Annotated in this window: 27 protein-coding genes; 16 read left to right on the top strand and 11 right to left on the bottom strand. The window is 66.9% G+C overall.

Features of this window, described 5'->3' with window-relative positions; genetic code table 11:
* The first annotated feature begins 78 nt into the window (after positions 1-78).
* Positions 79-1878, top strand: a complete 1800-nt coding sequence (locus SLQ31_RS07660) for an acetyl/propionyl/methylcrotonyl-CoA carboxylase subunit alpha (protein ID WP_319431165.1) — start codon at positions 79-81, stop codon at positions 1876-1878.
* Here the strand turns inward: SLQ31_RS07660 and SLQ31_RS07655 are convergent.
* On the bottom strand, positions 1871-2593 hold the full coding sequence (locus SLQ31_RS07655) for an SDR family oxidoreductase (protein ID WP_319431162.1): 723 nt from the start codon (positions 2591-2593) through the stop codon (positions 1871-1873). The genes SLQ31_RS07660 and SLQ31_RS07655 overlap by 8 nt on opposite strands.
* 21 nt (positions 2594-2614) lie before the next feature.
* Here SLQ31_RS07655 and SLQ31_RS07650 point away from each other — a divergent pair, with 21 nt between their 5' ends.
* Positions 2615-2965 (top strand): DUF1707 domain-containing protein, encoded by a 351-nt coding sequence (locus SLQ31_RS07650; protein WP_319431160.1) that lies wholly within the window; start codon positions 2615-2617, stop codon positions 2963-2965.
* Entirely contained in the window at positions 2965-3291 is a 327-nt protein-coding gene (locus SLQ31_RS07645; RefSeq protein WP_319431158.1) for a hypothetical protein, read from the top strand. The genes SLQ31_RS07650 and SLQ31_RS07645 overlap by 1 nt, the downstream gene beginning before the upstream one ends.
* Here the strand turns inward: SLQ31_RS07645 and SLQ31_RS07640 are convergent.
* Positions 3275-3832 carry a nucleotidyltransferase family protein gene (locus SLQ31_RS07640; protein ID WP_319431156.1) on the bottom strand — a complete coding sequence of 186 codons (558 nt, stop codon included), beginning with the start codon at positions 3830-3832 and terminating at the stop codon, positions 3275-3277. The genes SLQ31_RS07645 and SLQ31_RS07640 overlap by 17 nt on opposite strands.
* 191 nt (positions 3833-4023) lie before the next feature.
* Here SLQ31_RS07640 and SLQ31_RS07635 point away from each other — a divergent pair, with 191 nt between their 5' ends.
* Entirely contained in the window at positions 4024-4419 is a 396-nt protein-coding gene (locus tag SLQ31_RS07635) for an STAS domain-containing protein (RefSeq protein WP_319431153.1), read from the top strand.
* Here SLQ31_RS07635 and SLQ31_RS07630 read toward each other — a convergent pair.
* Both SLQ31_RS07630 and SLQ31_RS07625 read right to left on the bottom strand, forming a co-directional pair.
* Complete coding sequence (locus SLQ31_RS07630) at positions 4390-5181, bottom strand: RNA polymerase sigma factor SigF (protein WP_319431152.1); 792 nt, start codon at positions 5179-5181, stop codon at positions 4390-4392. The genes SLQ31_RS07635 and SLQ31_RS07630 overlap by 30 nt on opposite strands.
* Entirely contained in the window at positions 5178-5615 is a 438-nt protein-coding gene (locus tag SLQ31_RS07625; protein ID WP_319431150.1) for an ATP-binding protein, read from the bottom strand. The genes SLQ31_RS07630 and SLQ31_RS07625 overlap by 4 nt, the downstream gene beginning before the upstream one ends.
* A 561-nt stretch (positions 5616-6176) precedes the next feature.
* Here SLQ31_RS07625 and SLQ31_RS07620 point away from each other — a divergent pair.
* From SLQ31_RS07620 to SLQ31_RS07610, 3 genes are all read left to right on the top strand, one after another.
* The gene (locus SLQ31_RS07620; protein ID WP_319431148.1) at positions 6177-6326 is read left to right on the top strand and encodes a hypothetical protein; all 150 of its coding nucleotides are present in this window, start codon (positions 6177-6179) and stop codon (positions 6324-6326) included.
* 78 nt (positions 6327-6404) lie between these two features.
* The gene (locus SLQ31_RS07615) at positions 6405-6587 is read left to right on the top strand and encodes a Rho termination factor N-terminal domain-containing protein (RefSeq protein ID WP_319431146.1); all 183 of its coding nucleotides are present in this window, start codon (positions 6405-6407) and stop codon (positions 6585-6587) included.
* Between the two features lie 15 nt (positions 6588-6602).
* Positions 6603-6842 (top strand): CsbD family protein, encoded by a 240-nt coding sequence (locus SLQ31_RS07610; RefSeq protein ID WP_319431144.1) that lies wholly within the window; start codon positions 6603-6605, stop codon positions 6840-6842.
* 54 nt (positions 6843-6896) lie between these two features.
* Here SLQ31_RS07610 and SLQ31_RS07605 read toward each other — a convergent pair whose 3' ends face one another.
* The 4 genes from SLQ31_RS07605 to SLQ31_RS07590 all read right to left on the bottom strand — a co-directional run bounded on the left by SLQ31_RS07605 (position 6897) and on the right by SLQ31_RS07590 (position 9890).
* On the bottom strand, positions 6897-7241 hold the full coding sequence (locus SLQ31_RS07605; protein WP_319431142.1) for a hypothetical protein: 345 nt from the start codon (positions 7239-7241) through the stop codon (positions 6897-6899).
* 71 nt (positions 7242-7312) lie between these two features.
* Entirely contained in the window at positions 7313-7996 is a 684-nt protein-coding gene (locus tag SLQ31_RS07600; RefSeq protein WP_319431140.1) for a sensor domain-containing protein, read from the bottom strand.
* A gap of 10 nt (positions 7997-8006) precedes the next feature.
* Positions 8007-9368: an L-lysine 6-transaminase gene (lat, locus tag SLQ31_RS07595; RefSeq protein ID WP_319431138.1), complete on the bottom strand. Its 1362-nt coding sequence runs from the start codon at positions 9366-9368 to the stop codon at positions 8007-8009.
* 48 nt (positions 9369-9416) lie between these two features.
* Entirely contained in the window at positions 9417-9890 is a 474-nt protein-coding gene (locus SLQ31_RS07590) for an Lrp/AsnC family transcriptional regulator (RefSeq protein ID WP_319431137.1), read from the bottom strand.
* A 30-nt stretch (positions 9891-9920) separates the two neighbouring features.
* On the opposite strand from SLQ31_RS07590, the gene SLQ31_RS07585 reads away from it, so the two are divergent.
* Genes SLQ31_RS07585 through SLQ31_RS07570 form a run of 4 tightly spaced genes read left to right on the top strand, consistent with a single transcriptional unit; the run spans position 9921 to position 13652 of the window.
* Positions 9921-11165, top strand: a complete 1245-nt coding sequence (locus tag SLQ31_RS07585) for a VOC family protein (protein ID WP_319431135.1) — start codon at positions 9921-9923, stop codon at positions 11163-11165.
* Positions 11162-12715, top strand: a complete 1554-nt coding sequence (locus SLQ31_RS07580) for an aldehyde dehydrogenase family protein (protein WP_319431133.1) — start codon at positions 11162-11164, stop codon at positions 12713-12715. The genes SLQ31_RS07585 and SLQ31_RS07580 overlap by 4 nt, the downstream gene beginning before the upstream one ends.
* A gap of 38 nt (positions 12716-12753) precedes the next feature.
* Complete coding sequence (locus SLQ31_RS07575) at positions 12754-13401, top strand: helix-turn-helix domain-containing protein (protein ID WP_319431131.1); 648 nt, start codon at positions 12754-12756, stop codon at positions 13399-13401.
* Positions 13398-13652, top strand: a complete 255-nt coding sequence (locus tag SLQ31_RS07570) for a hypothetical protein (RefSeq protein ID WP_319431129.1) — start codon at positions 13398-13400, stop codon at positions 13650-13652. Before SLQ31_RS07575 ends, SLQ31_RS07570 begins: the two co-directional genes overlap by 4 nt.
* Positions 13653-13673: 21 nt before the next feature.
* On the opposite strand, the gene SLQ31_RS07565 is transcribed toward SLQ31_RS07570, so the two are convergent.
* On the bottom strand, positions 13674-14765 hold the full coding sequence (locus SLQ31_RS07565) for an epoxide hydrolase (RefSeq protein WP_319432932.1): 1092 nt from the start codon (positions 14763-14765) through the stop codon (positions 13674-13676).
* Positions 14766-14770: 5 nt separating this feature from the next.
* Positions 14771-15034: a hypothetical protein gene (locus SLQ31_RS07560; RefSeq protein WP_319431127.1), complete on the bottom strand. Its 264-nt coding sequence runs from the start codon at positions 15032-15034 to the stop codon at positions 14771-14773.
* Between the two features lie 78 nt (positions 15035-15112).
* On the opposite strand from SLQ31_RS07560, the gene SLQ31_RS07555 reads away from it, so the two are divergent.
* The 5 genes from SLQ31_RS07555 to SLQ31_RS07535 are packed head-to-tail and all read left to right on the top strand — an operon-like array spanning position 15113 to position 21050.
* The gene (locus SLQ31_RS07555; protein ID WP_319431125.1) at positions 15113-15481 is read left to right on the top strand and encodes a heme-binding protein; all 369 of its coding nucleotides are present in this window, start codon (positions 15113-15115) and stop codon (positions 15479-15481) included.
* A 23-nt stretch (positions 15482-15504) separates the two neighbouring features.
* Positions 15505-15720 (top strand): ferredoxin, encoded by a 216-nt coding sequence (locus tag SLQ31_RS07550; protein ID WP_319431124.1) that lies wholly within the window; start codon positions 15505-15507, stop codon positions 15718-15720.
* A gap of 2 nt (positions 15721-15722) precedes the next feature.
* Entirely contained in the window at positions 15723-17126 is a 1404-nt protein-coding gene (locus tag SLQ31_RS07545) for an NAD(P)/FAD-dependent oxidoreductase (protein ID WP_413641922.1), read from the top strand.
* A 9-nt stretch (positions 17127-17135) separates the two neighbouring features.
* Positions 17136-18410, top strand: a complete 1275-nt coding sequence (locus SLQ31_RS07540; RefSeq protein ID WP_319431120.1) for a cytochrome P450 — start codon at positions 17136-17138, stop codon at positions 18408-18410.
* A 21-nt stretch (positions 18411-18431) separates the two neighbouring features.
* On the top strand, positions 18432-21050 hold the full coding sequence (locus SLQ31_RS07535) for a helix-turn-helix transcriptional regulator (RefSeq protein WP_319431118.1): 2619 nt from the start codon (positions 18432-18434) through the stop codon (positions 21048-21050).
* Between the two features lie 104 nt (positions 21051-21154).
* On the opposite strand, the gene SLQ31_RS07530 is transcribed toward SLQ31_RS07535, so the two are convergent.
* Entirely contained in the window at positions 21155-24334 is a 3180-nt protein-coding gene (locus SLQ31_RS07530; protein WP_319431116.1) for an adenylate/guanylate cyclase domain-containing protein, read from the bottom strand.
* Positions 24335-24378 lie beyond the last annotated feature (44 nt).

Raw genomic sequence — 24378 nt, 5'->3', positions numbered from 1 at the left:
CGAACAAGCGCCGCCTACACTGCCGTGCGAACCTATTTTTAAATAACGTTCTTAGAGTCACGTTGAGGAGGAGGCGCGGTGCCCAATCACACGCCCAGTCAGACCATTTCCAAGGTCCTCGTCGCCAACCGCGGTGAAATCGCGGTCCGGGTGATCCGGGCGGCCCGGGATGCGGGACTGGCCAGCGTGGCGGTGTACGCCGAGCCCGACGCCGACGCACCGCACGTCCGGCTGGCCGACGAGGCATTCGCGCTGGGCGGTCAGACCTCCGCGGAGTCCTATCTGGACTTCGCCAAGATCCTCGACGCCGCGGCCAAGTCCGGTGCCAACGCCATCCACCCGGGCTACGGCTTCCTCTCCGAGAACGGCGACTTCGCCCAGGCCGTCCTCGACGCCGGGCTGATCTGGATCGGGCCGAGCCCGCAGTCCATCCGCGACCTGGGCGACAAGGTCACCGCCCGCCACATCGCCGCCCGCGCACAGGCGCCGCTGGTCCCCGGTACCTCGGATCCGGTCAAGGACGCCGACGAGATCCTGGCCTTCGCCAAGGAGTACGGCCTGCCGATCGCGATCAAGGCGGCCTTCGGTGGTGGCGGCCGCGGCATGAAGGTCGCCCGCACCCTCGAAGAAATCCCCGAGTTGTTCGACTCCGCCACCCGTGAGGCCGTCTCGGCCTTCGGCCGCGGCGAGTGCTTCGTCGAGCGCTACCTGGACAAGCCGCGCCACGTCGAGGCGCAGGTGATCGCCGACCAGCACGGCAACGTGGTGGTGGCCGGTACCCGCGACTGCTCACTGCAGCGCCGCTTCCAGAAACTGGTCGAGGAAGCGCCCGCGCCGTTCCTGACCGACGCGCAGCGCAAGGAGATCCACGAGTCGGCCAAGCGCATCTGCAAGGAGGCCGGTTACTACGGTGCGGGCACCGTCGAGTACCTGGTCGGCCAGGATGGCCTGATCTCGTTCCTCGAGGTGAACACCCGCCTGCAGGTGGAACACCCGGTGACCGAGGAGACCTCAGGCATCGACCTGGTCCGTGAGCAGTTCCGCATCGCCAACGGCGAAAAGCTGGACATCACTGAGGATCCCACCCCGCGCGGCCACTCCATCGAGTTCCGCATCAACGGCGAGGACGCCGGCCGCGGCTTCCTGCCCGCACCCGGCCCGGTCAACAAGTTCGAGCCGCCGACCGGCCCGGGCGTTCGTCTGGACTCCGGCGTGGAGAGCGGTTCGGTGATCGGCGGGCAGTTCGACTCGATGCTGGCCAAGCTGATCGTCACCGGCGCCACCCGCGCCGAGGCGTTGCAGCGGGCCGCTCGGGCCCTCGACGAGTTCACCGTCGAAGGTCTGGCGACCGTGATCCCGTTCCATCGCGCGGTGGTCAGCGACCCGGCTTTCATCGGTGACGACGACGGCTTCACGGTGCACACTCGCTGGATCGAGACCGAGTGGAACAACACCGTCGAGCCGTTCACCGGCGGTGGTCCGGTCGACGAGGAAGAAGCTCAGCCGCGGCAGAAGGTGGTCGTCGAGGTCGGCGGCCGCCGTGTCGAGGTGTCGCTGCCCGGTGACCTGGCGCTCGGCAACGGCTCCGGCTCCGCCGAGTCCGGCGCCATCCGGAAGAAGCCGAAGGCCCGCAAGCGTGGCGCCCACGCCGGTGCCGCCGCCTCAGGTGACGCGGTGACCGCACCGATGCAGGGCACCGTCGTGAAGGTGGCCGTCGAAGAGGGCCAGACCGTCGCCACCGGTGATCTCGTCGTGGTGCTCGAGGCCATGAAGATGGAGAACCCGGTCACCGCGCACAAGGACGGTGTCATCACCGGGCTTGCCGTCGAGGCCGGTGCCGCGGTCACCCAGGGCACGGTCCTCGCCGAGATCAAGTAAATCTGGTCGTTCCCAGTACCGCGCCCGGGCCGGTGACGAGGCTGTCGCCGTCCACCTGAGCGCCGAAGTAGGGTGCGCGTGGGTCGACGACGACGGTGAGCTGCTGGCCGCGCCTGGCCAGCACCACCCGAGCGAGTTCGGCGAAGGTGATCTTGTCGGGTCCGCCGATCTCGACGACACCGACGGGCGATCCGACTGCCGCACGAGCCACATGCGCGGCCACTTCGGCGGCCGCGATGGGCTGGATCCGGGCGTCGGGCACCCGCACCACGTCACCCTCGGTCATGCTGGCCACAATGCCGTCGGCGAACTCGTCGAACTGGGTGGCGCGCACGATCGTGTAGGGCAGCCCGGCAGCCTCGATCAACGTCTCCTGGGCCACCTTCGCGCGCATGTAACCACTCGTCGGCAGCCGGGTCACCCCGACAATTGACAGCGCGACGTAATGCGCCACCCCAGCGGCCTGCGCGGCCGCGACGAGAGTGCGGGTTGCGGTGCTGAAGAACTCCAACACCGGCTCGTCCTCGTAGGAGGGCGAGTTGAGCACGTCGACAAGGACATGGGCGTCGCGCAGTGCGTCGGCGACACCGTCGCCGGTCAGTACGTCGACACCCGATGTGCGCGACGCGGCCACCACCTCGTGCCCCTCTGCGGTCAGCAGGTCGACGACCTGCCTGCCGATCTGCCCACTTGCTCCCGCAACAGTTATCCGCATGCCATCCAGCATGATGTTCTCGTGACTGAAGATCCAGACCGGGTGCGGATCGGTACCGCCGAGCGCGAAGAGGCCATGACGTTGCTCAGCCGGCAGTTCTCCGAAGGCCGGCTCAACCCCGACGAGTTCTCCGAGCGCAGTGCGGCAATTGCCGCCGCGGTGACCCGCGCCGATCTCGAGCCGATCTTCAGCGATCTCCCGGCCAAACCCGGCGAGGCGTCACCGTCGGACATCGAGCGGGCCAGGGATTGGCGGGCCATCGTGATGGCGCTCATCCCGCTGGTGGCATTGGGGTTCACCATCCTGGTGCCGCACGGTTGGCTGGCCTGGTTGGCTCTTCCGATCCTCGGCATACTGCTGTACCGCCGCTGATGGATCCTGTCGAAATCAATGCTGGCGCTTGGTATTTGCGCGCGCTTCGGGCCGACGAACGCATCGACGATCGGCCTGCCCTTGCTGAGCTCGGCGAGACCGATCCGGACTACGTGACCAGGTGCACGGCGCAGTGGTCGGCCGAATCCGGCTACTCGTGGGCGGTGTGCGAACCGTCGACCGGTGAGCTGCTGGCCGAGGTCACGATCGATCCGCGCACCGCGACCCTGTCGACGCGGGCCAGGCCGGGCCACGACGAAGCAGCCGCCGTGGCGGCGACCGCCGTGCGCCGCTTCGCCGCCGCGGCCCTCAATCTGACCGTGTAGGCGTATCGATGTCGAGCCCGGTGGCCAGGTCGGCGCAGTCGACCGCCACCACGTCTTGGCGACTGGCCAGGAATCGGCGCGCACCCTCGTCGCCGTGCAGCGTTTCGAGCAGTTCGGGCCAGTGCCTTCGGGCGACGACAACCGGGTGGCCGGGCCGTCCGGCGTAGATGGCGCGGGCGATGCCGGACGGCGAGATGCGCCCCGCATCGAGCAGGCGCGTCACCACGTCGGCGCCGATGTCGGGGGTGTCGACCGTGAGCACGACGGCGTAATCGGCCTCGGGTACCGACGCCAAGCCCGTGCGCAACGACGCGCCCATCCCCCGCTGCCAATCGTCGGCGATCACCGCGCGGGCCGGCGCCGGGACGTCCACGACTGCCGCGCCGAGCACGACCACCACGTCATCGCAACCGCCCTCGGACAGCGCTATCACCGCCGAGCGCAGCCACAGACCTTGGGCAGCAAGAACTTTCGGCATCCCATAGCGGACACCTGCGCCGGCCGCCAGCAATACACCGGCTATTTGGTCGCCATTCGCCATGTACACAGTGTGACTGCCCCCCAATTCTCTGAGGATTATTAGAACCCGCCGCTGGCGCTGCCACCGCACCGCAGGCGGGCGTAGTGTTCACAACAGGTTGAGTTCACAGCCGCCAGGCACTACGTCAAAGACGTGTGAGGCGCGCGAGCTCCCGCACTTTATGGGCCTACCTGTTCGCTGATGGAGTCACCATGTCTGTTGTCCATACTTCCGCCCGCTTCACCACCGATTGGCCCGACGACAGCGTCGGGATCATCACTGTGCACGGTGAACTCGATGCGTCCAACGCCGCCGCGTTCGCCGACCATGTGGACGAGTGCGCCGCCACCGGCACGCACCTGGTGCTCGACCTGAGCCCGTTGGATTTTTTCGGGACCGCTGGCTTTTCGGCCCTGCACACCATCAACGTCCGGTGCGCCAACGCATCCGCCCGATGGGCGATGGTGACCGGCGAAGCAGTGTCCCGCTTGATGCGGGTGTGCGATCCCGACAACACGCTGCCAGTCGCCGATTCGATCCCAGCGGCCATGGAGCTGCTCAGCGGCGAACCGCGTCGGCTACTCGAGCTGGTCGCGGAGCCGCGTTAGCGATTTCGCCAGCAGTCGCGAGACGTGCATCTGTGAGATGCCGACGCGCTCGGCGATCTGGGTCTGAGTGAGCGACTCGAAGAATCGCAACATGAGCACGGTGCGTTCACGCTCCGGCAGGGCGTCGAGCAGCGGGCGCAGCGCCTCGCGGTTCTCGATCTGGTCCAAACTCAAGTCGACGTCGCCGAGGGTGTCGAGGATCGCGGGTGCGTCTTCGTCGCTGCCGCTCCCACCGCTGTCGATCGACAGGGTGTTGTAGGAGCTACCGGCGACCAGGCCCTCGATGACCTCTTCGCGATCCATCTCCAGTTCCACAGCGAGTTCCGAGGCGGTCGGCGCGCGTCCCAGTCGCTGGGATAGCTCCGATGTCGCCGCGCCCAGCCGCAGGTGTAGTTCCTTGAGCCGGCGCGGCACCTTCACTGACCAGCTGTTGTCACGGAAGTGACGGCGCACTTCGCCCATGATCGTCGGCACCGCGAAAGACACGAAGTCCGAACCGGTCTCGACGTCGTAGCGAATGACGGCGTTGACCAGGCCGACGCGGGCCACCTGCACCAGATCGTCGCGGGGTTCACCGCGGCCATCGAAGCGGCGGGCGATGTGGTCAGCCAGCGGAAGGCACCGCTCCACGATGCTGTCTCGGTGGCGCTGGTGCTCTGGGGAGTCCGCGTCGAGTTTCGCCAACTCCCGGAACATGTCCGGGACGTCGGCGTACTCAGAGTTCGTCCGTCGTGACGAACTATCCGTGGCTCGGGAAGTCACCGCCCGGAGCCCGCCCGCCTCGTGGTCAGAGTGATGCCGAAAACCTGCCCGTCGCTGCCGGGCTCGTGACCGTTGTGGAACGTCTGCACATCATCGGTCAACGAACTCAGCACGTGCCAGCTGAAACTGCCGGGGGTGACCACATCGGCGGTGTCGCAGGTGGTCGAGGCCTCCACGACGACCACGTCGTCGTGCGCATCGACTATCACCACGAGCGTCGCGTCCGGCGACGCCGAGCGGATCAGCCGCGTGCAGGCCTCGTCGACCGCCAGCCGCAGATCTGCGACGGCGTCGAAATCCAGGTCTTCGAACGTGCCGACCGCGCCGACCACGGTGCGCAGTACGGCAAGGTTTTCCAACGTGGCAGCAACCCTCAACTCGACGGCACGGACACTGCGTTGTGTCGCGCTACCTCGGCTTTCGGCATCGTTCATCTGGCCTCCCGGCAATGTCGACCCGACACTACTCCAGGTGCTAGCCACGGTCGTGCGCTGACCAGGTCGGCGTGCGCAGCACTGCCCAGGAAGTCGTCGTCATGGTGGCTCCTTCATACCCGCCCTGCGGCAAGGGTCAAACCTGCCGGTCGCAAATTCTCGTTCGGCAGACCGTGAGGCTGCTCACGGTCTGATCGACAGACGGGCGATTCGCCGTGACACGCAGGTATGCCGCCCACTACGGGTCGGCCCGCCGAGGGGAACCGCGGTGCCGCCGAATCAGGGAGCTGGCGCCGCCTCACCCGCCGACGTCGCGTACTCGTGCGCACGACGAGCCGCACCCGACGGACCACGCCTGCGCACCGTCGTATCGGCCAACTCGATGACCGTCAAATTCCTTGCAGTACAACGATTATCCCCGTTATTCGGCAGCACTGCAGCCGTCAAGGCTTGCGCCGCCGTAAATTTCGGCTTCCGGCGCGGCACGCTGATCGATCAATCAGTTTCCCGCCAAGTAAATTGACGCACGCGCGTGTCGCCGACGCCACCGAGCAACATCGCATGGCGGTCGAATCGGCCGACCTGGACGCTGCCGACCCCGACGAGCGGGTACCGATCGACGGGAATGCCGCACCGTGGAAAGCCAACGAATCCGATTGGCAGGAACAACAGCAGGTCATCGAGGATCCCGATCGGGATGAGATCCGATAGTTAGCCAATGTTTGGCGCAAGGGCCGCTCGGGGTACAAGTCCCACCGAGGAACGGAACCTCAGCAAAGGGGGTAGGAGATGTCGAGTGCCACTGTGGCAAGGGCCGATGTCGACGACATTCGGTTCTTTCGACCCAGTCGGTCCTGCGCCTACGAGGGCTGGACCGTCGCGGAGCTCAAGAAGCGGGCGAAACAGCTTGGGATTTCGGGTTATTCCGGGCTGAGCAAGGAAGATCTGATCTCACTGATCCGAAGTTATTGACGGAAGGGATGTTTCATGTCCGACGATAAGAACAGTGGACCGGAAGAAGCCATCAAGGGCGTCGTCGAGGACGTCAAGGGCAAGGCCAAGGAAGCCGTGGGTACTGTGACCGGCCGCGGCGACCTGATCAACGAGGGCAAGGCTCAGCAAGACAAGGCCGAAGCCGAGCGTGACGCTGCCAAGAAGGAAGCCGAAGCCGACGCTGCTCGCGCCGGCGCCAAGGCCGCCGAGGAGCGCCAGAAGGCCAACCAATAGCACGTAGCAACAACGAAAGCCCAGCCGATCGGCTGGGCTTTTGTTGTTGGCAAGTCAGTTCGCCGGGATCAGCGTCACGGCGGTGAGGATCAGCAGGACCACACCGGCACCGTGCCACGCCGCACCTTGGGCCGCGCCACGGCCGCGCCAGAATGCCCACACCGCGGCGATGAGCAGGATGATCGGAGCGCCGAGGTCCAACATGGTGTGCTGGACGGGCCCGCACGCGGCAGTGTCGAGCCCGACACCGCCGGTGCACGTCGACATCCACAGCGCACCGACCACCAGGAACCCGACACCTGCCGCGGCCGCCGCCACGGTAAAGCGGATGACGGTCCACACACCGGTTTCGGCCGACGCCAACCGAGTTGACCGCGCCTCGATCTGAGCTTCCTGCATGTTTGCTATTTGCCCGATGGGAGCGGTCGTAAACCCACCTACTGAAACACACTGAGCAACAACCGAATCGGTCAGCGCCCGGAGAGCTCCCAGACACTCGCCGACATCTGGTCGGTCATCCTCGTCACGGTGATCTGGCCGCCATCGTCGCCCTGGCAGGCCATCGCTTGCACGATGGCATTGTTGCGCAGCCTGGCCTCCGCGTAGCACGTCCAGTCGAACGGAATACCGATTTGCTGCTTGTTCCAGCGCACGGTGTCGGCGTTGATCTCCGGGACGGTGAACTTCCACGCCGCGTCACCGCCGGTGCTCAGGGCCCGTTGACCGTCGCAGGCCTTGGCGTTCTTGGTGCCGGTGGCGAACTGCGCTGCCGCCGACCCCGCTTCGGGATAGATCGCAACGGCCTCGGCCACGACGTGCTCGTGCCGGTCGCCATCGGTGAACAACATGACGTGCAGTCCCGACCACTTGTCGCCGAGAAAGGCCTCCATGCCCGCGGCGTCGAGCGCCGAACAGGCCGGTACCGCAGAGGATCCGGGGATGGGCCGGGTCTGGTCGGCGTCCGTCTGCAGTTTGACCCCGACGATGTCGTGCAGCGGCGCCGGGCCGATCAGCACCTGATCGGTGTCGTCGGCACGCAGCGGTTTGATGCCCTGCGCCGGGTTGGACACCGCGCTGCCTGCGACGGTCTGCGCGCACCCGGCGAGCAGCACCGCTGCCGCGCCGAGAACGCCGAGGACCGGGGACAGCCGCATGCCCCGAATGCTAGACCGCCGCGAGCAATACCTCTCTCAAGGCAGCCAGTGCGCGGTCGATCTCCGACCGTGTCACGGTGAGCGCCGGGCGGAACCGCACGCTGTCCGGACCGCTGCCGAGCATGATCACTCCGCGCTCCCACAGCGCACCCAGCACGGCGTCCCGGCGTTCGGTACTGGGCAGGCTGAATGCGCACATCAATCCCCTGCCCCGCACGTCGCGGACAGTATCGGGCAGCTGACGGGCGAGTTCGCCGAGGCCCGCGAGCAGGTAGGCACCCATCGCGGCGGCATTGGCGAACAGACCGTCGGCCTCGATGACCTCTAGGATCCGGCGCGAGCGCACCATGTCGACGAGATTGCCGCCCCAGGTCGAGTTGATCCGGGAACTGACGGCGAAGACGTTGTCGGCGACGTCATCGACCCGACGGCCGGCCATGACACCGCACACCTGCGTCTTCTTACCGAATGCGACGACGTCCGGGGTGAACCCGAGCTGTTGGTAGGCCCACGCGGTACCGGTGATGCCGCAACCGGTCTGCACCTCGTCGGCGATCATCAGGGCGTCGTACTCGTCGCACAGCGCGCGCATCCCGGTGAGGAACTCCCGCCGGAAGTGCCGATCGCCGCCCTCGCCCTGGATGGGTTCGACGATGACGCAGGCGATGTCGTGCGGGTGGGCGTCGAAAGCTACCCGAGCCTGGCGCAGCGACTCGGCCTCAAGTGCAGCCATGTCAGCACCTGGACGCACGTACGGGGCATCGATGCGCGGCCAGTCGAATTTGGGGAACCGCGCCACCTTGACGGGGTCGGTGTTGGTCAGCGACAGGGTGTAACCGCTGCGGCCGTGGAAAGCCCCGCGCAGGTGCAGGACCCGGGTGCCGAGTGCGGGGTCGATCCCGCGGGCCTCGTTGTACCGGCTCTTCCAGTCGAAGGCCACCTTGAGGGCGTTCTCCACCGCCAGGGCACCGCCGTCGACGAAGAACAGGTGCGGAAGGTCGGGATCGCCGAGCACCCGGGCGAACGTGTCGACGAAGCGCGCCATCGGCACGGTATAGACGTCGGAGTTGGACGGCTTGTTGATCGCGGCCGTGGCCAGCTCGGCTCGGAACGCCGGGTCGTCGGCCAGCGCGGGATGGTTCATCCCCAACGCCGAGGAGGCGAAAAACGTGAACATGTCGAGGTACCGAGTGCCGTCTCGGGCGTCGACCAGACATGAGCCCGACGACCGCTCCAGGTCGAGGATCAGATCAAGCCCGTCGGCCAGGATGCTGCGGGCCAGCACGGTACGGACGTCCGCGGGTTCGACGGCGCTGCGCCGGTCGGCAGTGGACCCGGACAATACATCGTCTCGCGACAAGAGTTCCGTCATGCGGCGATTCTATCGTAATTTTTACGATATCCTAGCGCTGTGATGGAATCATTCCGGTAAAGGAACCCGATCACTGTAAAATGTATTGAGAACGATCGTGCTTCGAGTACGCACGTTCGCGGCGGTCCGGATCTGTTGCAACAGGCCCTCCAGCGCCCGTGGCGACTCGACACGCACGAACAGCACGTAGCTCTCCTCACCGGCCACCGAATAACACGCCTCGATTTCGGCGATGTGTTCCAGCCGGGCGGGGGCATCATCAGGTTGGGAAGGATCGAGAGGGGTGATCGCCACGAACGCCGACAGCAGGTGCCCGAAAGCCTCGGGGTCCACCCGTGCGCTGTATCCGGTCACCACCCCGCGGGACTCCAGACGGCGCACCCTCGACTGCACCGCCGAGACCGACAGCCCAGTGGCGGCCGCCAGCTCGGCCAGCGTGGCCCTTCCGTCGGCGACGAGTTCGCGCACCAGCGTGCGGTCGATCTCGTCGAGACCGTGCGTCGCCTCCGAGCTGTCCGCCATCGCCGCAGACTATCGCAGCGCCGGTGTGTGATGAGGACACCTGACGTGCCGATCTGGCAGCTGCGGGCCCGCTTCGCGGCGGCGCTATCGACGATGTACGGCACCGAGGTTCCGGCCTACACCACGCTCGTCGAGGTCAGCGAGGCCGTCAACCGCGACTATGTGGCCGCCCATCCGCAGGCCGAGCGGCTCGGATCGATCGAGCGGGTCACCGCGGAACGCCACGGCGCGATCCGGGTCGGCACGCCGGGCGAATTGACCGATGTGGCAGACCTTTTCGCGGCGTTCGGAATGTATCCGGTGGGCTACTACGACCTGCGCGAGGCCGCTTCACCCGTGCCGGTGGTATCCACCGCATTCCGGCCGGTGGATGCCGCGGAGTTGGCGCGCAATCCGTTCCGGGTGTTCACCTCGATGCTGGCCACCCGCGATGGCCGGTTCTTCGACACCGGCCTACGTCACCGGATCGACGAATACTTGCGCAGGCGAACAGTGTTCGATCCCGAGCTCATCGCAGACGCCCGGCGGATCGCCACCAGTGGCGGCTGCGATGCCGATACCGCGACGGCCTTCGTGACCCGGGCGGTGGCCGCTTTCGCGTTGTGCAGGGAACCGGTCGACCGGGCCTGGTACGCCGAGCTGACCGAGGTATCGGCCGTCGCCGCCGATATCGCCGGGGTACCCACCACCCACATCAACCACCTGACCCCCCGGGTGCTCGACATCGAGGACCTGTACCGGCGGATGACCGCACGCGGGATCACGATGATCGACGCGATCCAGGGGCCGCCGCACTGCGACGGTCCCGATGTTCTGTTGCGCCAGACGTCGTTTCGCGCGCTCGCCGAGCCGCGCCGCTTCCTGGAGACCGACGGTACCGTCACCGACGGCACGCTGCGGGTGCGCTTCGGTGAGGTGGAGGCCCGCGGCGTCGCGCTGACCCGCAAGGGCCGCGAACGCTACGACGCCGCGATGGCCGGTGCCGATCCGGCCGCCGTATGGGGCGACTACTTCCCCACCTCGGACGACGATATGGCCTCGCAAGGTTTGGCCTACTACCACCGCGGCGACCCCGAAGCACCCGTGGTGTACGAGGACTTCCTGCCCGCCTCGGCGGCCGGGATCTTCCGATCCAATCTCGACGCTGACACCGAAGCCGCCGGCGTGGCAGATGAATCCGGCTACGACATCGACTGGATGGCCGGCACGATCGGCCGCCGCATTCACGACCCGTACGACCTCTACGACGCGACCGCCCAGGAGGCCCCCGCATGAGCACCACCACCGCCACCTCGCTGCCCACCGCCGCGGACCTGCGCGCTGCCGTGCGCGCCGCCTTCGATGCGATCGGTGTGCGCACCGACCTCGCTGAACCCGGGGTACACGGCCTGCAGGCGAGCACACCCGTGACCGGCGACATCCTGTTCACCGTCGCCGAGACCACGCCTGAGCAGACACAGGTGGCGATCACCGAAGCAGCGCAGGCGTTTTCGACGTGGCGAACCACCCCAGCACCGGTGCGGGGCCAGCTGGTCGCACGACTGGGCGAGCTGCTGCGCGAGCACAAGGCGGACGTGGCCACCCTGGTCACCGTCGAGGCAGGCAAGATCACCTCCGAGGCCCTCGGCGAGGTCCAGGAGATGATCGACATCTGCGAGTTCGCGGTCGGGCTGTCGCGTCAGCTGTACGGGCGCACCATCGCGTCGGAACGCCCCGGGCACCGGCTGATGGAAACCTGGCATCCGCTCGGGGTGGTCGGGGTGGTGACCGCGTTCAACTTCCCGGTGGCGGTATGGGCGTGGAACGCCGCGGTGGCGCTGGTGTGCGGGAACACGGTGGTGTGGAAGCCCTCCGAGCTCACCCCGCTGACGGCGATCGCCTGCCAGGCCCTGATCGAGCGGGCCGCCACTGATGTAGGTGTGTCGGGTCATCTGAGCCGGCTGGTACTCGGCAGTCGCGAGGTCGGCGAGACCTTGGTCGACGATCCCCGGGTGGCGTTGGTGTCGGCCACCGGTTCGGTACGGATGGGCCGGCAGGTCGGCCCGCGGGTGGCCGAACGATTCGGCCGGGCGCTACTGGAACTCGGCGGCAACAACGCCGCCGTCGTAACACCCTCTGCCGACCTGGATTTGGCCGTACGCGCGATCGTCTTCTCGGCAGCGGGCACCGCGGGGCAACGTTGCACCACATTGCGGCGGCTGATCGCGCATTCCTCGGTGGCCGACACCCTGGTCGAGCGGATCGCCGCGGCCTACCGCACGCTGCCGATCGGCGATCCGGCGACGGACGGAACACTGGTCGGGCCACTGATCCACGAGACCGCCTACCGCGACATGGTCGGCGCGCTGGAGCAAGCCGTGGCCGACGGCGGCGAGGTCATCGGCGGCCAGCGCCACCACGTCGGCGGGGAGCCCGGCGAGAACGCGTTCTACGTCGAGCCCGCCGTGGTGCGGATGCCCGCCCAGACTGACATCGTGCACCACGAGACGTTCGCACCCATCCTGTATGTGCTGACCTACGACACGCTCGACGAGGCGATCGCGCTGAATAATGCTGTGCCCCAGGGTCTTTCGTCGGCGATCTTCACCACCGACGTCCGCGAAGCCGAGCGCTTCCTGGCTGCCGACGGCTCGGACTGCGGGATCGCCAACGTCAACATCGGCACCTCGGGCGCGGAGATCGGCGGGGCGTTCGGCGGTGAGAAGCAGACCGGCGGCGGCCGCGAGTCCGGCTCGGATTCATGGAAGGCCTACATGCGCCGCGCCACCAACACCGTCAACTATTCCTCGGAGCTACCGCTGGCTCAGGGCGTGCATTTCGGTTAGGCCGAAACACGCTGTTGTACGTGTGTCAATATGTCCGCATGCCGGATTCGCCCGCACGTCGCCGCCTGTCGCCCGATGACCGGCGCAGCGAGCTGCTCGCGCTGGGCGCTGAGGTGTTCGGCCAGCGTCCGTACGACGAGGTCCGCATCGACGAGATCGCCGAGCGCGCCGGGGTCTCGCGCGCACTGATGTACCACTACTTCCCCGACAAGCGGGCGTTCTTCGCTGCGGTGGTCCGGGCCGAGAGCGAGCGCCTGTTCGAGGCCACCAACACCCCGGCAGCCGAGGGCGAGACCTTATTCGACCGGCTGCGCTCCGGGGTACTGGCCTATATCCGCTACGACGAAGAGCATCCGCACGGCGCGTGGGCCGCCTACATCGGGATGGGCCGCACCGACCCGGTGCTGCGCGGCATCGACGACGTCGACAACGAGCGCCAGATGCAACGCATCATGGCCGCGATCACCGACGTGGCACACGGGGATCTGGACTCCAAGGTCGAGCGCGACCTGCGCGTGATCGTGTACGCCTGGCTGGCGTTCACCTTCGAACTGTGCCGACAGCGGGTCCTCGACCCGTCGGTCGACGCCAACCACCTGGCCGACTCGGGTGCCCACGCCCTGCTCGACGCCATCAAGCGGGTGCCGAATATCCCGCCCGCACTAATCGGAGCCGTCGACGCATGACCGAGAACACCAGGATCAAGGCCGGCGACATGACCCAGGAGCACGTCGGGAAGTTCGTGAGCTGCCACGACCCGGACTCCGGCTACGTCTATCCGGCGGAGGTCCTTCGGATCGAGCGTCGCGAGGATGGCGATTCCCCCGGCGTGTCCATCTGGCTGCAACACCCGACGCTCCCCTCGGGCCGGGTAGCCCGCGGTGGACTGGCCCACGTCCGCTTCGACCAGGAATTCGAGCTGGTCGACGAGACCTGATCGTTCAGCCCGATCTGATTTTCAGGACAGCGTGGCGAAGAACGCCCGAACATCGTCGACGTACAACTGCGGCTGTTCGAACGCGCCGAAGTGCCCGCCGCGCGGCATGTCTGTCCATCGGGTGACGTTGTAGCTGTTCTCACACCAGCTACGCGGCGGACGCATGATCTCCTTGGGGAACCGCGCTATCCCGGTGGGCACCTCGACCTTGGCCTGGGCGCCGAAGAACCGGAAGCTCTCCCAGTACAGGCGGGCCGACGAGGTCGCAGCATTGGTGACCCAATACATCATCACGTTGTCGAGCAGTTCGTCACGGGTGAGCGCGTTCTCGGGATGTCCGTCGCAGTCGGTCCAGGCCCAGAACTTCTCCACGATCCAGGCCAGCTGGCCCACCGGGGAATCGGCCAATCCGTAGCCGACGGTCTGCGGGCGAGTGGACTGTTGCTTGGAGTAGCCGGAATCCCACTTCGCGTAGAACTCCCCCGCCGCCAGCGCGTCCTTCTCCTCTTGGGTGGGATTGTCCAGACCACCGCTCGGAAAGGCCACCGGCATGTTGGTGTGGATGCCCACGCAACCACCCCCGTTCCGGCCGATCTGCGTCGTCACCGCCGCACCCCAGTCACCGCCCTGAGCGCCGTACCGCTGATACCCCAACCGCGCCATCAGCGTGTCCCACGCTTGCGCGATCTTCTCGATCCCCCAGCCGGTCGAGGTCGGCTTGCCGGAGAACCCGTAGCCCGGCAGCGACGGGCACACCACGTGGAAGTCTTCGGTCAGCGGCTCGATCGCCTTGGTGAATTCGACCACCGAGCCGGGCCAGCCGTGGGTGATGATCAGCGGCAGCGCATCGGGATTCGCGGAGCGCTGATGAATGAAATGGATGTCCAGCCCGTCGATCTCGGTGACGAACTGGTCGAACCGGTTGAGCGCGGCTTCCCGCGCGCGCCAGTCGTATTCATCGGCCCAGTAGGCGGCCAGCTCGCGGGTGTAATCCAGCGGGATGCCCTGGGACCAGTCGTCCACGCATTCCCGCTCGGGCCAACGGGTGCGGACAAGCCGATCACTCAGATCGGCCAGAACCTCGTCGGAGACCGCGATCCGGAACGGCCGGATCGCGGTCACCAGAAGCCGAAGGCCGGGAATCCGTAGAACGGCTCCTCGCCGGGGTACTGCTGCGGCGTCGAGTTCAGTTGGACATTGCCTGGCGTCTCGCACATCGTCGTCTGCCCACCGGCGATCGAGCTGCCGTCATAGCTTTCGCAATTGGGCAGCGGCGCCGTCGTCGTCGTGGTGTCGGCGGCCGCGATCGGAGCGGACAACACCGCGGCGGCAATACCGATCCCGGCGGCGGGCAGAAGCAGCAACTGGCGTATCCGTGACATGGCTGTCCTTTGTGTCGGTTTGCGCAATCGTACCCAGCTAGACTTCCCGCCACCGTGATGTCAGGACTTAGGAGTCGCATGAAGTCGTCAACTCGTTCTCTCGGTCGCGTCGCCGCGGCGCTCCTGGCTAGCGGCGGAATCCTCCTCGGCGCGACGGGAACCGCAAGCGCCGACCCCATTCCGGGCTGTACGGCCGGCGACGTGACCGCGGTGATGACCGGCGTATCGGCCTCGATGACGACGTATCTGTTCACCCATCCCGACGTCAACGACTTCCTGACCAGCCTGCAGGGTTTGCCGAAGTCCCAAGCCAAGCAGAAGACCCAGGACTACCTCGCCGCCAACCCGCAGGTCCGCGACGAGCTCTCCGCGATCCGCCAGCCCGGCGTCGACCTGCGTAACCGCTGCAACATCCCGTTGAAGACCGAAATAGCCAGCGTTATTTGACCTCGCGCGGCTAGTGTCCGCTCATGCGGTTAGTGGTCGATCTCAACAAGTGTCAGGGGTATGCCCAGTGCGTCCCGCTGGCGCCGGACGTCCTCGAGCTGATCGGTGAGGAAGCCCTCGCCTACGACCCCAACCCGGACGATTCGCAACGGCAACGCGTGTTGCGGGCCGCGGCGTCCTGCCCTGTGCAGGCCATCATCGTCGAGGTGGAGCCGCCGTCGGATCGGGACACACTGTGACGATCGGACGTACCGGGACGTACTCGGTCGACGAGATCGTCGCGAGGTTCCGGGCCGAGGGCCGGATCGCGATCGTGGGCGCCTCGCTGACGGGCCTGCGGGCCGCGGAGGCATTGCGGGACAAGGGGTTCAACGGTTCGCTGACCATCATCGGCGACGAACCGCACGAACCCTACGACCGTCCGCCGCTGTCCAAACAGGTGCTCAAGGGCTGGGTGCCCGCGGACCACACCAAGCTGCCTCGGCTGCGACCGGTAGACGCCGACTGGAAGCTGGGCGTGGCCGCGGTCGGCCTCGACCGGATCAACCATGTCGTCAAGCTGGCCAACGGGGAGAACGTCGAATACGACCGACTGCTGATCGCCACCGGAACACGGGCGCGTCCGTGGCCCAATCCTGCGGAGGGCGCATTGCAAGGTGTGTTCACCGTGCGCACCGTCGAGGACGCCGCAGCTTTGGCCGCCGCGCTCAAGGCTCGCCCCAAGCGTGTGCTGATCGTCGGCTCCGGGTTCGTCGGCTCGGAGATCGCCTCGGTATGCCGCGACCTCGACCTGCCGGTGACGGTGGCCGAACGCGGTAGGGGCCCGCTGATGGGGGCCCTGGGCGGGGTGATCAGTGAGATCGCCGCGGGCATGATGCGCGACGCAGGGGTTGACCTGCGCACCGGTGTGGCAGTGGAGAGACTCGAAGGCAAAGCCGGACAGGTGCGGCACGCCCATCTCTCTGATGGGACCGTGCTCGACGTCGACGTCGTGGTGGCCTCACTCGGCTCCATCCGCAATGTGGAATGGCTCGACGGTGCCGGGCTTGCCGCAGGCCAGTGGGGTGTCGGCTGCGACGCCGGCTGCCGGGCGTTCGATATCAACGGCGTCGTCACCGATCACATCTTCGTCGCCGGCGATGTCGCCCGCGCCCCGCACGTCCTCTACGACTACGAATTCATGTGCCAAGAGCATTGGGACAACGCCGTTTTCGGTGCCCAGGTGGCCGCCAACAACATGATCAACCTCGAAGTCGGTCGAGTACCGCACCTGCCGTTGCCATCATTCTGGTCCGGGCAGTTCGGCGTCAACATCAAGAGTGTCGGGGTGTGCTCCTACGGTGACGAGATCGTCTTCACCCAGGGTTCGCCGTCCGAACGCCGCTTTGCAGCCGCGTACGGCAAGCGGGGCCGCATCGTCGGCGCGGTCACCTTCAACCACGGCAAGTGGTTGCCCTACTACGCCTCGTTGATCGAGAAGTCTGCGCCATTTCCTCCCCCGCCGCCCGGGTACGACCGGCCGGCGAATGCCGAGGTGATGCCGGCACGTTTCCCCGATCCGCGTGAGCCTGCGGGTAATCCGGACGTCGTGCTGACCGGACACGACCCGACCTCGCGTGGCGCCGAATTCCGCCCTCGCGCTTAAGGAGTGAGCATGGATGCCGCAACCGCCTGGGCCGAGGCGATGAAGTTCGAAAACCGGCCGAACCCCTACCCGTACTTCGAGGAGCTGCGCAAGACGCCGGTGGCCAAGGTCTCCGACAAGACCTACGTCGTGACCGGTTACCCGGAAGCGGTTGCCCTGTCGCATGATCCGCGGATCAGCTCCGATATCAGCCGCAGCCCGTCCGGGATGTTCGGTGAAAAGCAGGCCCAACTCGAGCCCGAGGAAGCCGCCCAGGCGCGCGACCTGAGCATGCTCGTGTCCGACCCACCCGACCACGACCGCATGCGGCGGCAGTTCATGCGTCACTTCGGTCCGCCGCACTCCCCCGGCGTGATCCCGAGCATGGAAACCATGGTCGCCGACCTGGCGAATAGCCTGCTGGACAAGGTCGCTGAAAGGGCCAAAGCCAGCGGCGGCACGCGGATGGATGTGGTCGACGACTTTTCCTACCCGATCCCGGTGTCGGTGATCTTCCAGGTGCTGGGGGCGCCGATGGCCGACGAACCGAAGTTCCACGGCTGGGTGACGGATTTCATGCAAGGCGCCGATGTGGGGCCTGAGCGCGACAGCGACGCTGGCCGGGCCGCGGTGGCGAAGGCCGCAACGAGCATGGCCGAATTGAATTCCTACATCCATGATCTCGTCGAGCGTCTCAGCCGCGAGCCGGCACCGGGCCTGCTGTCGGCTGCCCTGCATGACGACGGTCCCGACGGTCCGGTGTCGAAGGCCGTGGCGGAGTCCAACGCGCAGCTGCTCCTGGTCGCCGGCCACGACTCGACGGTCAACACCATCAGCAACTGCGTGATGACGCTGCTGCGCAACCAGGGATCATGGAACCTGGTGCGCGACAACCCCGAACTGATCCCGCGGACCATCGAGGAAGTGCAGCGCCTCCAAGGGGCAGTGCAGTTCTTCCCGAGCCGTTGGGCGACCGCGGACATCGAGATCGCCGGAACCCGGATCCCGGCGGGCTCCGCGGTATTCCTGGTCTGGGCGGCGGCCAACCGCGACCCGCGCAGGTTCGAGAACCCGGACCGTTTCGACCCGACCCGGGACGATAACGAGCACCTCGGCTTCGGCAGCGGCATCCACACCTGCTTCGGCGGACCGCTGGCCAGGCTGGAGATCAATATCGCCCTGGAGATCTTCCTACGCCGGGTGCGCTCGCCACGACTGGTCGTCGACCCACCGCCGTATCGGCATAATCAGGTGTTCCGCGGGCCCCGGCATCTGTGGGTGGATTTCGCGTCGATCGACCCCTAGCAGAGAGCTAGGCTTTCAAGAATGCGCTTGTCGTGGCCACTGATCGGCCGCACCGGGCAGATGAGAACCATCGAGTCCGCGATCGCGGCCCCCGATGTCGCGGGCGCCGTCGTGTCGGGTGCGGCCGGCGTCGGCAAGACCCGGATCGCGCGGGAGGCGTTGAGTTTTGCCAAATCGCGGGGATTCGAGGGCAGGTGGGTCGTCGGTGCATCCTCGGCCCGGTCCATTCCGTTGGGCGCCTTCGCTGCCTGGACCCAGCCGGGGGCCACCGAGACCGTCCAGTTGGTGCGCGGGGTGATCGACTCATTGGTCGCCCCTGGTTCGGGCGCTCGGTTGGTGCTGGCGGTCGACGACGCGCACCTGCTGGACGATCTGTCCATTTTCGTGGTTCATCAGCTCGTGCAACGGAACGTCGCAAAAGTGGTGTTGACGGTGCGCGACGGCGAGCCGGTTCCGTCCGCACTGCAGGAGATTTGGACGTCCGCCCAGTTCGATCACCTCAACGTCCAGCCGCTATCCCTTGACGAGACCACGGCGGTGCTCGCCGCCACTCTCACCGGGACGGTGGAACCCAGTTCATCGCAACGACTTTGGAACCTGACCGGCGGCAATGCCCTGTACCTGCGCAATATCGTCGAGCAAGAGGTGGCAGACGGTCGACTCGTCCGGGAGCGCGACACCTGGCACTGGAGCGGCGATCCTGCCCTGCCGCCCGACTTGATCGGGTTGGTCGAATCCCGGATCGGCACCCTACCCGCACCCGTCGGCGATGTGATCGACGTACTGGCCGTCGCCGAACCGATGGATCTGGACACGCTCATGCGAATCGCCGATCCGGCAGCGATTGAAGAGGCCGAGATCCGCAGTCTCGTCACACTCGAGCCCGGTGGCGGCAGAGTCCAGGTACGGGTGGCCCACCCGATCTACAGCGAGGTGCGTCGCCGCCGCGCCTCGTTGACCCGACTGCGCCGGCTACGCGGGCTGGTCGCCGTCGAACTATCCAAAGCTAGTGATGCCGAGGATATTCGAGCGGTGGTCAAGCGAGCGGCGCTGAGCATGGAGTCCGATCTGCCACCCGACACCGACCTTCTCATTCGCGCGGCGCACGGCGCGGTGTGGCTGGCGGACCTGCAGCTCGCCGATCGGCTTGCCGAGGCGGCGGTTGCGGCGGGAGCTGGACCTGAGCCCAATTTTGTTCGGGCGCACGCACTCTCCTGGCTGTCCCGTGGGCGGGAGGCCGACGCCGTACTCGACGGAGTCGCCACCGACGAGCTGACCGACGTCGACCGGGCCCGGCTCGCCTTTCTGCGTGCCAGCAACATGCTGTGGGCGCTGGGCAACCCGGGGCGTGCAATCGAGATCGTCGAGCAAGCATCCGGCATCACGACACCGCACGCACTTAGCTACCTGGACGCCTTTCGCATGGTGCACAGTTTCGCCACCGACAGACCGCACGCCGCTATGCAAGCGGCCGAGGACCTGGCGCTTGACGATCTACCTCCCGTTGTCGGTGCCGAGATCGGCTGGGCACTCACGGTGATCTCGGGCGAGGCAGGACGGACCGCCGAGGCAGAGACTCACGCGGCAGCTGGGTACCACGCGGCGACCCGTCGCTTCGATGCCCCTCAGATGCGCTTCAATATCGCCGATGCCCATCTCACGGCGCTGCTGCTTGCCGGTCGTGTGCGGGAGGCCGCTGCGGTGGCCGAGGACGTGCACCGGCAAGCAGCTGATCTTCCCGGGGAGGCTCAACTGTTGGGGGCTGCGGTCGCCGGCCGTGCCGCACTGGGCCAGGGGCAGCTCGAATCGGCCTGCCGGCAGTTGAGACACGCCGTGCTCGGCCTGTCTTCCGCCGGCCACGGCATGGGTTGGGGCTTCCGCTACGCCGTCGTACTCGTGACGGCACTGGCGATGCACGGTAACACCGATGAGGCGGTCGCACGGCTCGCTGAACTCGACGACGCACGCCGCCCGTTCAGGTCACTGGACTACGAGCGGAGTCTGGCCCGCGCGTGGGTGGTAGCGAGCCAGGGGGCCGTCAGCGAGGCGATCGCCGGCTGTTTGTCGGCGGCCGAAAGAGCATCGGAGAATGGTCAATTCGGCGCCGAGGTGCTCTGCCTGCAAACCGCCACTCAGTTCGGGGATCGCACCCGCGCCGCGCGACTGGCCGAGCTGGAGTCGATTGTCTCCGGCCCGCGGGTCGGGCTGGCCGCCCGCTTCGCTGCCGCCCTACAGGATGGTGACGGCAGCGAACTGTCCTCGGTGTCAGAAGGTTTCGAAGAGCTGGGCGATCTGGTCGCCGCGGTCGACGCCGCGGCGCATGCCGCCCTGGCACATCGCCGTCACGACCAGCGTGGTTCGGCCCTTGGGTGCTCGACCCGCGCCGCGGCGTTGGCCGAGCGCTGCGGCGGCCTGGTCACTCCGGCGCTGCGCCAGGCCGCCGAGCCGCTGCCGCTGACCGAGCGGGAGCGCGAGATCGCGATGCTGATCGGTCAGGGGTTGTCGTCCAACCGCGCCATCGCCGAGCGGCTGACGCTATCGGTGCGCACCGTGGAAAGTCACGTTCTGAGGGCGATGGCCAAGACGGGAACCACCAGCCGCGAAGAGCTCGCCGCACTGGTGACCAAACCCTTCAGCTAGATGCAGTAGTGCACTACTGCAGACGGACGCCCCGATCTGAGCGACGATCCAACGATAGTCAAGATCTACGCTGACTCCGGCCCGCTCGGGGGGACGGGCCGGAGTCAGTTTCGCGCCTCGTCCATCGCGGCAGCCCAGGCGATGTGACCCTCGTAGCCATGCGATTCCGCGACCGCACGATAGCGGCGCACCACGTCCAGGGCCGACGGGTCGGCACGAGCCCGGGCCAGCACTGCGCGCAACCGCAGCACCGTGACTTCGCGTATCGCCCAGACCTCGCCGACCTTCATGTTCGCGATGCGACCGATCACTGCTTCGGCCTCAGTCATGTCGTCACCGACGCCGCGCTCGATCAGCGCCTCCGTCAGAATCCCCATGCCGGCAAGGCAATACCCGATCCGCCCGTCCTCATAGAGCTCGTCGATCGCATCGCGCATCATGGTGATCGCGGCGTCACGATCGTCGACCCTCGCTCTCTCACTGGCAACCCACAGGGCGGTGACCGGCACCAAGGAGGGGATGCGCACCCGCAACATGGCAAGGGCCTGCTCCATGAGTTCCAGCCCACGTCGCCGGTCAGTCGGGTTCTCCCGATGCAACAGAACGAGCCCCAAGCCGTACTCGCACAGGGTCACCGCGTTGTCGTTGCCGGTTCTCTGTGCATTCTGCATCGCCTCTTCGCTTGCCCGTAACGCGGAATCGTCTGCCAGAAGCACCCCATAGGCGATCTCGAGACCGTATGTCCAGGCAAGGATGAACGCCAGTGTCGCCAGGTCGGAGTTCTGCGCCATTGCGAGGGCGTCACGAAGATCCTCGCGCCATCCGGGCTGGCCCAGCCACCACCGCGAAATCCCACGGAAAGCCATCGCGACCGACAGTGGCGACGCCATCCCAAACACGGCGCCCATGGCGGCATCGCCGTCGGCCAGGTCGATGACCGTCTGTGTCCACCGCACGATCTCGTCGAATTCACCTGTGTTGAACCAGCTCGCGAATGCGACGAAGCCCAGCCCGACAGTCAAAGTGGCGTCACCGATCGACTCGAGCAACGCCATCTGTTCAGACGCCAGCCTCGAGGCTTCCGCACCCTGACGCGCGTAGAGGTATTCGGTCACCAGCCCCGTCATGCCGATGGCAAGCGAAACCTTGTCACCGGCCGCGCTACACAAATCTCGTAGTTCGGTGAAACGGCCCCGACTCTCTTCGGCATCACCGGCCTGAAAATCGCTGGCGCACAACATGGTCAGGGGCGCGATCTGCATCGACAGCTCGGTGGGGCCATCCCCCGGGATTCGTTCAGCAATCTGAACTGCTCGCTGCCAGCACAGCCGGGCAGCCACGATATCGCGCTTGACTGACCATCCGGCCGCCCGCATTTGCCAGCCGTATGCCGCGTGCAGCTCACCGGCCGAGCTGAGGTGTTCGGCGATGAGGGCCGCATTTTCCTCAACGGAGGCCGGTGCACTCTCCTCGATCGCGGTCGCCAGGCGCCGATGCCATTCGCTGCGTCCGGATTTCAGCTGTGCTTCGTAGGCCACGGCGCGGATCAGGGGGTGATGAAAAGCGTACTCGGCGGCTGGGGTGTACTGCACCTGATCGATCAGCTCGGTGTTCAGCAGCTCGGCGAATTCGGCCTCGACACCGAGCGCGGTCAGTAACTCCGCGCTGAAGCGCTCACCGATCACGGACGCCGCGTTCAACGTGTGCCGCGCCGCCGGCCCCAACCGATCGATTCGTGCCGCGATGGCCGCCTGCACCGTCGCCGGCACCGTGATCTCGGAAACGTCTCCACGACAACGATAGTCACCGCGCTCGCCGGCCAGCACCCCGCGCTGCGCAAGTTCGCGCACCATCTCTTCGGCGAAGAACGGGTTGCCGGCCGCCCGGTCGGCGATGATCGCCGTCAGATCACCCATCGCCGGATCTGTCCCCAGCAGCTCGCCCAGCAGCAGGGCAACATCCGAATCACCCAGGGGTGCAAGGCTTATGGTTCGCGAACCCGTTGCCTCCACCAGGGCTCCAGCATATTCGGGGCGAGAGGTGATCAGCACCAACGCCGGCGACTGGCCGATGACGGCGAGGAATTCGGTCACCATCGACTCGCTCACCGCGTCGATCCATTGCACATCCTCGATGATGACGAGTGCCGGCCTGCGACGGGCCAGCGACGCACTGTTGACCAGCGCAGTCAACCGCCGCCGCCGGGCGTCCGGATCGATCGCCGGCAGTGCCGCCTCGGGGTCGGCGATGCCGAGCAGGTCATCGAGCAGCTGCACATCCTGCGGGTCCGCCTCGGGCACGAGACTCCGCACTTGCGCACGCGCGCGTTCGCCGTCGAGGTCCGTGACCCCGGTGGCCGCTCGCAACAATCGCGCGACAACGCCGAACGAGACGTCCCTGGCATGCGACTCGCAGAAGACCCACACCGCCTCGACTCCGCGCGCCGTCGCCAGCGCCGCGGCCTCTCGGGCCACCCGGGACTTTCCGATTCCCGGCGGCGCCACTACGTTCAGGGCACCTCCCCCGCCGTCGACTGCGGAATCGAGCGCCGCCCCGATCGCAGCCATGGCCGCGTTCCGGCCGACCAGGCTCGACTCGACCCGCCCCAAACGACCGCTGCGTGGTGTGATGCCCAGCAGCTGCCGCACCGCGACACGCTGATCGGCTCCCTTGACCCGCACCTGGTCCTGCTCGCTCAGTATCACCAGGTCCTCGACGAGGCGGGCGGTCGATTCCGACAGCATCACCCCGCCAGGGGGCGCCACCGATTCCATCCGCTGGGCGAACCCGACCGTCTCGCCGATGGCGCGGTATCCGAACGCCCCCGAGCCGATCTCGCCGGCGATCACGCGTCCGGAATTCAGGCCCACCCGCACCCGGAAGTCGATACCGTCACGCTGCTTCACCTCGGCCGCCAGCCGGCTCGCCTCGCCCTGGACCTCCAGAGCGGCCATGCAAGCCCGGAACGCGTGATCCTCCAACGCGACCGGGGCGCCGAACAGTGCCATGACCCCGTCGCCGTTGTACTCCACGGTCCCGCTGTAGCGGCGCAGTACGGTCGTCGATCGTTCCACCAGCTCGGTCATCACCTCGCGCAGCCGCTCGATATCCAGGGCGGCCGCGATGTCCATCGATCGCTCGACGTCGGCGAACAGCACGGTCACGTGCTTGTACTCGGCGGCATCGGGGTCAGGTGCCAGGCGGACGCCGCACGCACCGCAGAACCGAGCACCCTCCGATGGCTGCGCCCCGCAGGACCGACAGACCGTCGTACCCGACGTCACTGCACAAGGGTAGGCGCAGATGTCGGTACCCCCTGGCAGTCTGG

Origin of the sequence: Mycobacterium sp. RTGN5 (assembly GCF_033804465.1) — a bacterium.
GTDB lineage: Bacteria > Actinomycetota > Actinomycetes > Mycobacteriales > Mycobacteriaceae > Mycobacterium.
This window is presented reverse-complemented; position numbering and strand designations above follow the sequence as displayed.